Source organism: Singulisphaera rosea, from assembly GCF_054877945.1.
Map to the genome: position 1 here is coordinate 17,504 of NZ_JBTYIP020000029.1, position 12,924 is coordinate 30,427.

A 12,924-nucleotide genomic window follows, 5' to 3' on the forward strand; every position below is an offset into this window, starting at 1 on the left:
GCACGGGACAAACGAGTGGGATTTCGGGCGCAAAGGCCTTGAGTGATAGGCTAATCGACCGGAGGCTTGGGGTGTAGGCGGTCGGGCGATCTGAGGCTAGGCTGTCGGCGGGCTGGGGGGCATCTTCAGGGGGAGGCGGATGGTGAAATGCGTGCCGCGACCGGGCTCGGAGTCGACCGAGATTGTGCCGCCGTGCGTCTGCACGATCCCGTAGCTGATCGAGAGCCCCAGGCCGGTCCCCTGGCCGATCGGCTTGGTTGTGAAGAACGGGTCGAAGATCTTGTCGCGGATCTCGGCAGGGATACCGTGCCCCGTGTCGATGACGTCGATCTCCACAAAGCCCTGCGACGACCGCGTGCGAACGGTGACTTTACCACCGGCCTCGCACGCGTCGATCGCGTTGCTGATGAGGTTCAGAACCACCTGGTTGATCTTCCCTGCGTAGCAGGTCAGCAGGGGAAGCGGTGTCAGGTCGGCCTCGAGTGTGACGCCGAGCGTCGTGGCCCGGCCGTGGATCAGGTTCACGGTCGACCGGATCCCGTCATTGAGGTCGATCTCTTTCAGGTCCCCCTCGTCGAGCCGGGCGAAGTCGCGGAGATCTCTCACGATCTGGCGGATGCGACGGAGGCCTTCACCCGCGCGATCCATCAGGCGGTCGAGGTTCTCGAGCAGGAACGGTAGGTCGATCCGTTCCTCGAGGGCATTAATCTTCGCGAGGAGCTCGGGCTGGTATTCGGCCAGGGTCGGCTCGGACTCGCGGAAGAGGATGAGGAGGTCGCGGAGAAAGCCGACCTCGCGATGGAGGACGGTGACGTCGCTGGTCACGAATGCCAGGGGGTTGTTGATCTCATGGGCTACCCCGGCGACCATCTGCCCCAAGGCGCTGAGTTTCTCGGCCTGGACGAGCTGGGCCTCGGCCCGCTTGAGGGCCTCATGAGCCTGGCGTTCCGAGCGGACGGATTCGTGGAGCAGCGAGTTCTGCTCCTGGAGCCGGGTCTCGGCCTCTTTCCTGGCCGTGACGTCGCGCGAGGCGCACTGGATCTCCAGGACCTCGTCGGCCACGGGGTCGAGGAGGGTTCGGGTCGTCGTTTCGAACCAGAGGATCCGGCCGTCCTTGCGGACGATCCGGTAGGTGGCTACGGACGGCGTGTTCGAACGGAGTATATCCGCGTGGGCGACGCCGATCTCGAGACGATCGTCGGGGTGGATGAAGTCGTACGCCGACCGTCCGACGAGCTCCTCAGGGTCGTATCCCGTGAGGGCTCGGCATGCGGGTGATGCATAAAGATATCGCCCCTCGGGGTCGTGGCGCGAGATCATGTCGGTCGAGTTCTCGGCCAGCAGGCGATACTTCTCCTCGCTATCCCGATGGGCCTGCTCTCTCCGCTTGCGACTGGTGACGTCTCGGAGCGCGAGGACGACGACCTCGACCGCCCCCGTAGGCCCCTGGATCGGGGTCAGGAGGACCTCCCACGTCGGCTCACCCATCGATGGGGGGAAGGTCACCTCGGCGACGCACGACCGACCGCTTTCGAAGACGATGTTCCGTTGTTCCGCCAGGTCCGCGACGATCCCGCAAGGGAGGCCGAGCTCCTGCCAGTTCATGCCGAGGATCTCGTCCCGGTCCTTCCCCCATTGCCGAGCCCCGTCGGGGTTCGCGTACAGGAAGGTCCCGTTGCGGTCGCAGAGGTAGACCAGGTCGGAGGACGAGGCCAGGACTGCGTCGAGGGTCCCTGCCCGATACTCCAAGCAAACGGGCCCGCGTCTCGGCATCTCGACGGAGTGGTCGGTCTCCATTGGGGGGAGTTCTCCCGTGGGTCCGATGCCCTCGAGGGCCGGACGCCTTTACCCAAAGTCTGTCTAGATCGGCTTACGAAACGGAAATGACGGAAGGCACCGGGGCCGCCCATGATGTCGCCACGCGTCGCGCAGGAGCGAACGGATCCCCCTTCGTGTATAATCGTTCCCGGCGCACGGTGCAACCCTCCGGTTACGTCGTCCGGTCATGGCCGATCCCCAGATCGCCAGACTCGAAGCCGTCTTCCGGCCCAATTCGTGGGGTTTCGTACCCGTTTCGTCCGTTGGGGATATCATGCACGTTTCGAGCCGGCACACATCATTCCGTCGAGGTCCACGTCACACTCATCTCCTTATGATTGGCTTGGGTCGGTCGGGGGATTTGGGGCGATGTCGGGATCTCGTGAGGTTCCTGGCCTCGGGAACTCACTTCTCGAGGGGAGATCGGGCGTGAACATCCTCGTCTTCAGCATCGGGAGCGCCGGAGACGTCCACCCGTTCGTGGCCCTGGCCCTCGCCTTGAAAGCCCGAGGCCACGACGTCACGTTTATTACGAACGGACATTTCGAGCCGCTCGTCCGCCGGGTCGGGCTCGAGTACCTCGAGCTTGGAACGGAGGAGGACTACCGCCGGGTCCTCGAGATCCCAGAGGTCTGGCATCCGACCCGCTCGTTCCCCCTCGTGGCCGAGTGGGGCATGCTCAAGCCGATGAGGCGTTCGTTCGAGATCGTCCGGGAGCGGAACGTACCGGGCGAAACCGTCGTCGTCGGGCCTCTGCTGGCATTCGGTGCGAGAGTGGCTCAGGAGGTGCTGGGTGTTCCGCTCGTCACGGTCCTGCTCCAACCGGCCATGCTTCGCAATGACCGAACGCCCCCCCTTATCCCGAAATTACCCGTCTCGTCGTCGATGCCACCGGCGTGGAATCGGTTCCTCTATTGGTTCGCGGATGTTGCGGTCATTGACCGGGTCGTCGCCGCGGAGACCAATGCCTTTCGGGCGGAGTTCGGGCTCCCGCCGGTGCGTCGGCTCTTTGCGAAGTGGTGGTTTTCACCGACCAGGGTCCTCGGGCTCTTCCCCGACTGGTATGCGCCGACACTCGTCGACAGCCTGCCCCAACTCCGCATGACCGGGTTCCCGCTCTACGACGAGGCAGATCGCCGCCCGCTCGACCCGGAGCTCGAAACTTTCCTCGACGCCGGGCCGCCGCCGATTGCCTTCACGCCCGGATCGGCCATGCGCCATGGCCGTGAGTTCTTCCAGGCCGCCGTCGCGGCCGTCCGCCGCCTCGGCCGACGCGCCGCGCTGATCTCGCCCTACCGCGACCAACTCCCAAGCTCGCTCCCGCCGGAGATCCGTTCGTTCGACTTCATCCCGTTCAGCCGAGTCTTCCCCAGAGTCGCTGCGGTCGTCCACCATGGCGGCATCGGCACCTCCGCCCAAGGGCTCGCCGCCGGCGTCCCCCAACTCCTCATGCCGATGGCCCACGACCAGTACGACAACGCCGAGCGCCTCAGGCGACTGGACGTCGCCCGATGGCTCTCGCCCAAGCACTTCCGCCCCGCCCCTGTGGCTCAAGCCCTCGACGAACTGATCCGCTCGTCTCACGTCGCCGCACAAACCCACTCTATCGCCGAACGTTTGAAGTCGGCCGACCCCCTCGAAGACTCATGTCGGTTCATCGAGGATGGGGCAGGGCTCAGGGCGTCTTTGGCCACGGATTGAACACGGATGGGAAAAGGTGGGTCGATCGTGGACGGGAGGAATCTCGAATTGATTTGCTATTGGTTTTGATGTCGATAATGAAGTGATTCATTTTAATGATTTTAATTTTAATTTTTTGTTTGGATTTGGTTGTGCCTTAAGTATGGTCGAAGTTTCGCCGGATGCGTGGCCGACATGGCTTGGGTGCTCGGGTCAACGGCCGTTGGGCTGAATCGACCATTTATTCCTGCTCCTGGCCGGGCTTTCTCCTTCGTACGTTCTCGATGGTCTTCTGATAGAGATGCTCTTTGGCCCGGTCGTTCGTATTTCGAAGTCGATCGATGACTTCGTCGATGTCGACCAGGCCTCGAACTGCAGCTTCTTCGAGGACGGCGAGTGTCCCGGCAACTTGCCATGCTGGTCGATCGGCTTTCCGGTCGGCTTCCGCGATCTCATTCGCAACGGTCCGCGCCCGTTTCTCGTCAAGAAGGAGCCGCTCCGCCTTGAGTTCCCGGGCCGGAGCGATGGCCTCCGCTTCGCCTCGGTCGAGCTTCTGGATCAGGGGTGCATCGACAACTTTCGGCCCTTTGACGCAGAGCCACTCGGGTGGTGAGTCAGCCCGGCGACGTACCGGCTCAAGCTCCGGACTTTTCGACCGGCCTAGCTCGGCCACGACCTCGGGAGGGGCGGGGCGTACACCGTCCCGAAGATTTCGTGGAGCAGGCGATCCTCCCCGAGGAACACGAGATATCGAAGCGACGTCGCGTCGGAGACGACGATCATTCCGGCCTCACGTCGCGAAGTGACAGGGCCTCGGCCCGCGACTCATCGGCCGTGATTTCGAGGCCGACTCCATGACTGTTGAGCACTCCGTCGGTCTCGTAAGCGTCGAGCCCAAGGGCCCGAGCGAGTTGTCCATGCGTAATGCGGTCCAGGCGGTATAGCTCGACGAGGAACGCCTCGCGGGCCTCGCGGCTCAAGTCCGCTCCGTTTGTTCGAAGTTGCGGCCCGAGGTCGTGCGTGATTTCGAAGCTAATGCTCATGGGTTGCTCTCCTGTTGACTCAATATTCTGCTGCGGCGTCCGTCGAGCCGCTTTCTTGTTGCCTCGACCTCGGTGTCGACCTCCTCATGGCTTGGGTCGTCGAAGAGCTGATGCCGCTTGAGGAAAGCCACGGTCTCAAAGCGTTCAAGGCCGTGCATTCGGCCGAGTGAGAGCCGGCTCAGCCGTCCACGACGGAACAGCTCAATGGCCAACGCCTCGCGAGCGGCCTGGTCGATGGTGGCCTCATCAAGCTTCGATTCAACAACGGCCCACCTCGGGAGCGAGAAACGAACGGAGACGGCCTCGGCCTCACTGGGTGATTTGGATGTCCGCGGCCATGTTGCCTGCTCTCAAAGATGCTAAATGTTCACAAATGGTCGCACATTTTCGGGGTCGGATCCAGCCTTGGGACGGCCCTTCCGCCATGGGGTATGGATCGGGAGAGGATTTAGCCACGGATTGAACACGGATGGGGAGAGCTGATCGATCCGCAAATGGACGCAGATTTTTAGATAATTAATTAAATTGTAATAGTTAATGCTTGTATATAAATTATTGATACGTCTGTGTCGTCTGGGGATCGATTTTTCTCCTCGCTTCATCCGTGTTCAATCCGTGGCTAAGGTTTCCCCGAATCCGTGGCCCATCGACCCCACGAACCCCACCTTGACCCGAATCGGATCGCGTCGTATCGTACCCGTCGCTCCGGTCTCGGCTTGCGCCGGGGCCGATTCCGGAGGCACGAGGGAAGGACCCCGTGGGTGCCGATCGAACGCACATCCTGGTACTGAACTACGACGGGCGTGCGCTCCTGGGCGAATGCTTGCCGTCGATCGTCGAGGCCGCGGCGCGGGCGCCGGTGCCTTGCCCCGTGACCGTGGTCGACAACGGCTCGACGGACGGTTCGCTCGAAGAATTGGCACGATCGTGGCCGGGGGTTGGGGTGGTCAGCGAGCCGAACGATGGGCTTGCCTCGTTTAATCGGGTGTTGGCCCGGCTCGACGAGCCCGTCGTGTTTTTGCTGAACAATGATGTCAAGCTCGACCCCGACGCATTGGCTCCGATGTTGGCCGCGTTCGATGAGCACGACGACGCCCTCTTCTCGGCCCCGCAGTGCTGGACGTTCGAGGGGGACGAGTACGAGGGGATGCGGACGCGGGTGCGGACCAGGTTCGGCCTGGTGCAGGGGATGTGCCGGGTCCCCGGGCACGAAGCGAGCGTCGACGTCCCGGACCTCACCGCGGCGGCGGGTCCGATCCTGGCGGTCGACCGCGAGCGATTCCTGGCGATCGGGGGGTATGACCCGCTCTATTTCCCCGGCAGGATCGAGGACCTCGACCTGGGCTTCCGGGGTTGGATGGCCGGTTGGAAGGGGTACTATGTCCCCGCGTCGCTCGCCTATCACCGCGGGTTCGGCTCGTTCGGCCCGGCGTTTGGCAAGTCGGGATGCGACCGGCTCGCGGCGCGGAACAGTCTGCTGTTTGCCTGGAAGAACCTGAGCGGACTCCGACTCGCCTCGCACCTGGCCTGGCTGCCGATCCGCCTCGTCCATGCCCTCGGGACCTGGCGACCGACGTTCGCCGTCGCCCTGGCTGAGGCCCTCGGGCGGGTCGACGAGGTGTGGAAGTCGAGGCGGGAGTTGGGCGTCGGTGTGGGCGAGTGGTCGACGCGTCAGGAGGCGTTCTTCCGCCAGTTTCGTTGGTGAGGGAATCGGGTCTCGTGGTGGAATCCGTCGCAAGGAGGCGACCGATGCGCAATCCCAATCCATCGCTGGTGATCGACGCCCGCCCGAGGGGCCCGAAAGGGCCGCTGGCGGGCGAGTTGATCCAGGGACGGTGCGTCCTCAGCCACCTCCTGGACCTCGCCCAAACGATCGATGACGCGCCGGTCGTGATCCACGCCAGGTTGGAGGACCATCGAAGGCTCCAGGAGTTGATTATCGACCGGCCTTCGGCACGCTACACGCTCGCGACCGGAGCCCCTTCTGAAGGGGCATCGGTCTTGCGAACGGATCGGCTCTACGACCCGGAGTGGCTTCGCCGGGCACTTCGGCGCGGGAAAGACCCCGAGTCGGCGGTCGTGTGGCGGCTCGACCAGCCCCACGGCCTGATCGGTGCCGAGGACGAGCTGACCCGACGCCAGTCGTACCAACCGCTCGGGAGGTACTGGGCACTCGCCCCGGCGAAGCGGTTGGCGAAGGTTCTGTGCCCGACCTCGGTCCGCCCCAACGGGGTAACCATCGCCTCGGCGACCTTGGTCCTCGGTGCGTCGGCCCTCGTGGCCTTTGCGGGTTCCGGGATCGTCGCCCAACAGGCGACCGCGCTCGCGCTCGCGGTGGCGCTGGTGCTCGACACGGCCGACGGACACCTGGCGAGGCTCCAGGGGACGTCTTCCAACTTCGGTCGTTGGCTGGACGCGACGCTCGACGAGCTCGGTGACATGATGCTCCACGCGGCGATCGCCTGGGCGGCGTTCGTCAGGAGCGGCCACCCCGGTTGGCTGCTGCTCGGCATGGCGTACGGGATGGGCAAGTACCTGTTCGTGACGACCGCGGTCCCCATCGAGCCCCAGGCGAAGCCTACCGGCGGAGCAGGTTCGCCGCACGCCTCGAGCAAATCCCCACCGACCTTGGCACTCCGACCCCCTTCGGCCCTGGTGAGCATGATCCGGCTCGTGGGCCATGCCGACGTGCGCTGGCACCTCTGGATCCTCCTGGCGGCCCTGGGACGGCTTGATGTCGCCCTCGCCGCCTATGCCGCGTATTTCCCGGCGAGGACGCTGGCCGGGGCCGCGAGGAAGGTGGTCGAGCGTGGCTGACCCGCGGATCTCCGTCCTGATCCTGGCCAAGGACGAGGCCGAGAACCTCCCCGGCTGCCTCGCGAGCGTCGCCTGGGCCGACGAGGTGATTGTGGTCGTCGACCGCGCGAGCCGCGACTCCACCTTGGAGATCGCCCAGCAAGGGGCCGACCGCTCGGAGCTTCGGACCTTCGACGATTTCGCCGGCCAGCGCAATGCCGCCCTTGAACTGGCCTCGGGCGACTGGGTCTTCGCGATCGACGCCGACGAGCGAGCCTCGGCCGCGCTCGCCGACGAGATCCGACGCCTCCTCTCCGACCCGTCGAGCCCCTACGTCGGGTTCCGCGTCCCGATCCGGAGCGTCATCCTCGGGCGGTCGTTCTCCTACTCGGGGACCCAGCACGACCTCCCCCTCCGTCTCTTCCGGCGCGACAAGGGACGCTGGGTCGGGGCCGTCCACGAGACCGTCGCGATCGAGGGGACGATCGGCCAGCTCGGCGGGGTACTCCAGCACCGGACGATCCCCGACATGTCCACGTTCCTCGGAAAAATCAATCAATATACGACGCTTGAATCGATCAAGTGTGAGCAGGAAGGGCGGCGTTACCGCCGGATCGACCTGACGCTCCGCCCCGTCTGGACCTTCGCCAAGCTCTACCTGGGCAAGCAAGGGTTCCGCGACGGGATCGAAGGCTTCGTCTTCTGTGCCCTGTCGGGTCTCTCGGTAGCGGTTCGGCAATGGAAGTACCGCGAACGCCTCCGCGCGAGGGGGGCGTCATGACGACGACGCACGAGGCCGAGGTCGCCTCCCGATTCGACGAGCACCGCGCCCGCTTCAAGCGGACGGTGACCCGGGACGACGCCCGACTGCGAGCGATCCTCGAGCGGCTGGGGCCCTTGTCCGGTCGGCGGGTCCTCGATCTCGGGTGTGGCAAGGGGCGGTTCGCGTACCCGATGGTCGAGGCGGGGGCCGAGGTGATCGGCATCGACCTCTCGGCCGGGATGCTCGCGGAGGCCGTCGGCCTTCCTCGCCTTCGGGCCTCGGCCAGACGCCTCCCGTTCGCCTCCGGCTCGTTCGACGCCGTGATCGCCGTCGAGGTCTTCGAGCACCTCGATGGCATCGACGAGGCGTTGAGCGAGGCGCATCGGGTGCTCCGGCCGGGGGGGATCCTGGCGATCGTCGATAAGAACGCCGCATCGCTGAACGCGCAGCGTCCTTGGTTGCCGAGCCTGGCGGTGAAATGGATCGACGAGCGTCGAGGTCTTTGGATGTACCCCGCCGGGGGATCCGTCCGCGAGCGCTGGTTCTGGCCGGGGCCCTTCCGGACCAGGCTTCGCCGCTGGTTCGACGACGTCCGCGTCGCGCATTTGCTCTCATCGACGGAAGCGGATCGTTGGCTCTTCCGACGGATCCCCTATTGTCGGCTCTTGACCCTCTGGACGGCGACGGTCGCCGGGAGGTCCGCGTGAGTCCCGTCTTCCTCTCGACGCTCCCCCCCCTGCCCCTCCTCCTCTGGGAGACGCCGCCGGGGCTCGACCTCATCCTGGCCCAGGAGGGGATCGCGTGCGCCCGGGTGCTTGACCCTCATCCCCTGGCGTTTCGAGGCGGGCGGTTCGTCCTCTACGACAGCCGACGCGTGGCGACGTCGACCGTCAAGGCGACGCTCTCGGCCGAGCACGTCGCGATCGACGTCGACCTCCTCCGCCGCGAGGACGGGGCCGATCCATTCCGGCGCCTCGTCGACTCGAGTCCTGCGACGGTCACCTGGCGGATCGACGATCGGATGGTGTCCGAACGCGTCGGCCTCGTGCCCAAGGCGGCGATCCGGCGTCGACTGCTGCCGAAGCTCCGAGACGCGGTCACGCAGGCCGGCGGGATCTGGGCCAGGCTCGCGCCATTTCCTTTCCCGTTCCGCTCGGCGTTCAACTTCCGGGCCGACCTGGACGAACCGGTCGTCGAGGACTACGAACGTTACGCACTCGCTCGACGCCCCCTGGCCGACTGCTGTACGCACTTCGTCAGCACGCACGCGTATGGCGACCAGCCCGAGGTGCTCGAGGACCTGCGTCGATTCGACACGCAATCGCACGGCCACTATCACGTCATCTACCGAGACCCCGACGCGAACCGTCGGAACCTCCGGCGAGCCCATCGGATCCTCGAGGATTCGGGGTTCGTGCCAGGCGGGTTCGCCGCGCCGCACGGGCGCTGGAATGCCGGGCTCGACGAGGTGCTCGAGGAATTCGGATATCGGTATTCGTCCGACTTTCAGGTCGGTTACGACGATGTCCCGTTCTTTCCCTGGCGGGGGGATCGATTCTCGAAAGTCCTCCAGGTCCCGATCCACCCGATCTGCGAGGGGATCTTCATGGAGGCCGGTCCGCTCGACGGCCCGACCCTGGCGGACTACTTCGTCAAGGTCGTCCGGGCCAAGCTCGATTCGGGGGAGCCGGCCTTCGTCTACGGCCATCCGGAGCGTCGCCTCGCCCGGTTCCCTGAAGTCCTCGAGTCGCTCGCCCAGGTTGTCTCGCGCGAGCCGCTCCTCTGGCGGGTTACCCTGACCGAATTCGCCGACTGGTGGCGCTGGCGAAGCGAGCGGCAATGGTCGCTGGTGCCCAAGCCCGAGGGGCAGTACGAGCTCCAGTTCGAGGACTGGAACGACAAATATCCGCTCGGCCTCGAGGTCGTGCGTGGGCGGCATGTCTCGACGGTGCCGATCACCGGCCCAAGGATGGGCCTGCGGCTGGAAGACCTCGCCTACGAACGTCGGGAAGATCGGGCCGAGCTCCCCGCGGGGATCCCGGCCCGACGGTCGCCGAGCCTGAAGGCGGCCGTCCGCAAGGCGCTCGACTGGGAGACGGTCACCCCGATCGAGGACCTGCCCGAGGACCGCCTCACGGACCGGGTCAAGAAGACGCTGCGGCGTTGGCGGCAGCCGCAACCTTCGGGAGTCGCCGGATGAGGACGACCCAGATCTCCGCGTGGGCCGCGGCCAGGACGCAAGGGGCGATGCTCCCGGGCTCGGTGCTGCTCCACGCCCCCTCGTTCGCGTTCCAGGCGCCCGGCGGCGGCGAGAACCAGCTCATCCAGACCGGACGGCACCTCGAAGACCTTGGCGTCAACATTCGCCTCTTCTCCCCATGGATCGATCGCCTCGAGGACGCCCGGCTGCTCCACCTGTTCGGGATGTCGCGCGAAGGTCTCGAACTCGCCCGGGTTGCCCGGGCGCGCGGTGTTCGGGTCGTCCTTTCGCCGATCTGCTGGTTCGAGCCGAGGGCGATCGCCGCCCTGGCCGACTCGCCCGCCCGGAGGTCATGGGATCTGGCGAAGTGGGGAGTCAAGCGGCTCATCCCGAAGATGCCCGGCTGGCGTCGGTCGCTCCTGGGCCTGGCGGACGTGATCTTGCCGAACTCGGAGGCGGAGGGTCGGCAGCTTGTCAGACTCTTCGGGATCGACCACGGTAAAATTCGGGTGGTCCCGAACGGGGTCCCTGCGTCGTTCTCCTATGCGTCGGAGGTCCAGTTCCGGACCGAGCAAGGTGCGGATGACTTCGTCCTCTACGCGGGGAGGATCGAGCCCCGGAAGAACGTACTGGGGCTGGTCCGGGGGGTGAAGGCCGCGGGCTTGCCGCTCGTTGTGATCGGCTCGCCGCCGCCGGGGTATGACGACTACGCCCGGGCTTGCCGACGCCTCGGGGGCAGGACGACCCGTTGGCTCGGGTCGATCGAGCACGACAGTCCTCGACTCGCCTCGGCCTACGCGGCGGCCCGAGTCTTCGCGCTCCCGAGCTGGTTCGAGACCCCCGGCCTCGCGGCACTCGAGGCGGCCCTGGCGGGGACGGCGGTCGTCGTCACGCCCTTCGGCTGTACTCGCGAGTACTTCGGCGACCGGGTCGAATACGCTCGGCCCGACCGTCCTTCGGAGATCGCCAGGGCGATCCTCAAGGTTTGGAAGTCGGGGGCGGACCCTCGGCTCGCCTCGCACGTCGGCTCCCGTTATCTCTGGTCGGATGTGGCCCAGCGCACGGCGGAGGTCTATGATCAAATTGCCGGCTGAGCCCAGGCCCGTTCCGATCCGACGCTACCGCTATAGCAAGCTGCGATGGCGGATCCTCGTCAGCACCTTCGACGCCGTGGGGGCGGTCGGGATGCGCCTTTGGCGCGTCCTGCGGGCCGCTCGACGTGTGGAGTCGCCCGGGCGGATCCTCGTCGTCCAGCTCGATCACCTCGGCGACGCCGTCCTGACGAGCCCGATGCTCTCAAGGCTCCGGATGGCCTACCCCGGCGCGACGATCGACGTGCTCGCCTCGCCGAGCAACTTCGAAGTGTTCGCGGCCGACCCGAACATCGACCATGTCCATCTCGCCGCCCGCAACTGGTTCGAACGCCGGCGGGGCCACTGGGCCCTGGGGACCGCCGTCTGGCAACTGGGTCGGGCCTTGCGAGGGGGTCACTACGACCTCGGCGTCGACGTCCGCGGCGACATCCTGACCGTCCTCGTCCTGGCCTTGGCCGGGATCCCGAGGCGTGCGGGCTGGGCGATGGGAGGCGGAGGGTTCCTCCTCACCGATGTCGCGGAGTGGGTGCCGGGCCGTCATGAGGTGGCGTCGCGTCTCGCCCTTCTCGAGCGGCTCGGCCTCTCGGCCGAAGGCCCGGCGCGCGTGGTCGTCCACGCGACCGACCTCGACCGAATCCAGGTCGCGCAATGGCTACGCGAGGCCTGGTCCGACCGCGAGGCCAGGGCCCTGGTTGGGCCCTCCCGATCCAGGCGCTCCCACGCCTCCGGCCAGTTGAAGACGAAGACCGCAAGTCCCGGTCGGGCCGATCTCGGCGAGGAAGGCGACTGGCTCCACGCCGGCCGCTTCGGCGCCGAGGCCCCGATGCTCGCCATCCACCTCGGCGCCGGGACGTCAGCAAAGCGTTGGCCGATCGCTCACTGGAGAAATCTCGTGGCCCGGTTCCTCGCCGATGGCTGGCGCGTCGTTGTCGTCGGGGGCCCGGAGGACGTCGAGACGGCCGAATCCCTCACGCCCCACCCCGAGCTTCGCGACTGGACCGGGCGTTTGACCGTGACCCAGACCGCCGCCTTCCTCGAGCGGGCCGACCTCTTCATCGGGTCCGACTCCGGGCCCTCGCACCTCGCCGCGAGCGCGGGGATCGCCTCCGTCGTCCTCTTCAGCGGCACGAACCGACAGGCCCAGTGGCGCCCCTGGTCGCGACGTTCGCTCGTCCTCCGTCAGACCGTCTCCTGCCGCCCTTGCCACCAGAAGGTCTGTCCACTCGCCGATCACCCCTGCATGGCCGGCCTCCGGCCCGAACGCGTCTACCGCGCCGCTCGTCGCTGGTGGGCCCGCCTCCACCGAGAGGAGTCCCCGCATGCCCCCCTCTGACCTGCCCCATGCAGAACCATCAGCCCAGGACTCCACCTTGCGCCGGATCGACTGGAGAGGGTGGATCATCCTGGCCTGGGTCGTCTGGTTTGCGTTCCTTTATGGCAAGATGGTGATCGCCGAGCGCGGGTCACGATTGCAAAACGTGGTGACTACGAAGTCGTAACCCCAACGCTCTGGCCGATCAAAGTGCGGCC

General features: G+C 66.2%; 12 protein-coding genes and 1 pseudogene. 9 read left to right on the top strand and 4 right to left on the bottom strand.

Annotated features, from left to right (window positions below; genetic code table 11):
- Positions 1–96: 96 nt before the first annotated feature.
- A complete protein-coding gene (locus ACYOEI_RS32825) occupies positions 97–1,797 on the bottom strand; it encodes a PAS domain-containing sensor histidine kinase (protein WP_462854186.1) in 1,701 nt (566 codons plus the stop codon).
- A 450-nt stretch (positions 1,798–2,247) separates the two neighbouring features.
- Here ACYOEI_RS32825 and ACYOEI_RS32830 point away from each other — a divergent pair, with 450 nt between their 5' ends.
- Positions 2,248–3,519, top strand: coding sequence for a nucleotide disphospho-sugar-binding domain-containing protein (locus ACYOEI_RS32830; RefSeq protein ID WP_462854187.1), 1,272 nt, complete (start codon positions 2,248–2,250; stop codon positions 3,517–3,519).
- A gap of 220 nt (positions 3,520–3,739) precedes the next feature.
- Here the strand turns inward: ACYOEI_RS32830 and ACYOEI_RS32835 are convergent, their stop codons facing one another.
- From ACYOEI_RS32835 to ACYOEI_RS32845, 3 genes and pseudogenes are all read right to left on the bottom strand, one after another.
- A complete protein-coding gene (locus ACYOEI_RS32835; protein ID WP_462854189.1) occupies positions 3,740–4,171 on the bottom strand; it encodes a PIN domain-containing protein in 432 nt (143 codons plus the stop codon).
- A gap of 106 nt (positions 4,172–4,277) precedes the next feature.
- Positions 4,278–4,541 (bottom strand): UPF0175 family protein, encoded by a 264-nt coding sequence (locus tag ACYOEI_RS32840; RefSeq protein WP_462854190.1) that lies wholly within the window; start codon positions 4,539–4,541, stop codon positions 4,278–4,280.
- A pseudogene (locus ACYOEI_RS32845) lies at positions 4,538–4,795 on the bottom strand (UPF0175 family protein); the annotation flags it as partial. The gene ACYOEI_RS32840 and the pseudogene ACYOEI_RS32845, both read right to left, overlap by 4 nt.
- A 503-nt stretch (positions 4,796–5,298) precedes the next feature.
- Between ACYOEI_RS32845 and ACYOEI_RS32850 the strand changes: the two are divergent.
- From ACYOEI_RS32850 to ACYOEI_RS32885, 8 genes are read left to right on the top strand one after another with little or no spacing between them, the layout of a single operon-like run.
- Positions 5,299–6,246, top strand: a complete 948-nt coding sequence (locus ACYOEI_RS32850) for a glycosyltransferase family 2 protein (RefSeq protein ID WP_462854192.1) — start codon at positions 5,299–5,301, stop codon at positions 6,244–6,246.
- Between the two features lie 44 nt (positions 6,247–6,290).
- On the top strand, positions 6,291–7,358 hold the full coding sequence (locus tag ACYOEI_RS32855; protein ID WP_462854193.1) for a CDP-alcohol phosphatidyltransferase family protein: 1,068 nt from the start codon (positions 6,291–6,293) through the stop codon (positions 7,356–7,358).
- Positions 7,351–8,118, top strand: a complete 768-nt coding sequence (locus ACYOEI_RS32860) for a glycosyltransferase family 2 protein (protein ID WP_462854194.1) — start codon at positions 7,351–7,353, stop codon at positions 8,116–8,118. The genes ACYOEI_RS32855 and ACYOEI_RS32860 overlap by 8 nt, the downstream gene beginning before the upstream one ends.
- The gene (locus tag ACYOEI_RS32865; RefSeq protein ID WP_462854195.1) at positions 8,115–8,807 is read left to right on the top strand and encodes a class I SAM-dependent methyltransferase; all 693 of its coding nucleotides are present in this window, start codon (positions 8,115–8,117) and stop codon (positions 8,805–8,807) included. The genes ACYOEI_RS32860 and ACYOEI_RS32865 overlap by 4 nt, the downstream gene beginning before the upstream one ends.
- On the top strand, positions 8,804–10,300 hold the full coding sequence (locus tag ACYOEI_RS32870) for a hypothetical protein (RefSeq protein WP_462854196.1): 1,497 nt from the start codon (positions 8,804–8,806) through the stop codon (positions 10,298–10,300). Before ACYOEI_RS32865 ends, ACYOEI_RS32870 begins: the two co-directional genes overlap by 4 nt.
- Positions 10,297–11,394: a glycosyltransferase gene (locus tag ACYOEI_RS32875; RefSeq protein ID WP_462854198.1), complete on the top strand. Its 1,098-nt coding sequence runs from the start codon at positions 10,297–10,299 to the stop codon at positions 11,392–11,394. Before ACYOEI_RS32870 ends, ACYOEI_RS32875 begins: the two co-directional genes overlap by 4 nt.
- Positions 11,375–12,727, top strand: coding sequence for a glycosyltransferase family 9 protein (locus ACYOEI_RS32880; RefSeq protein WP_462854199.1), 1,353 nt, complete (start codon positions 11,375–11,377; stop codon positions 12,725–12,727). Before ACYOEI_RS32875 ends, ACYOEI_RS32880 begins: the two co-directional genes overlap by 20 nt.
- Positions 12,714–12,893: a hypothetical protein gene (locus tag ACYOEI_RS32885; RefSeq protein WP_462854200.1), complete on the top strand. Its 180-nt coding sequence runs from the start codon at positions 12,714–12,716 to the stop codon at positions 12,891–12,893. Before ACYOEI_RS32880 ends, ACYOEI_RS32885 begins: the two co-directional genes overlap by 14 nt.
- Positions 12,894–12,924: the final 31 nt, after the last annotated feature.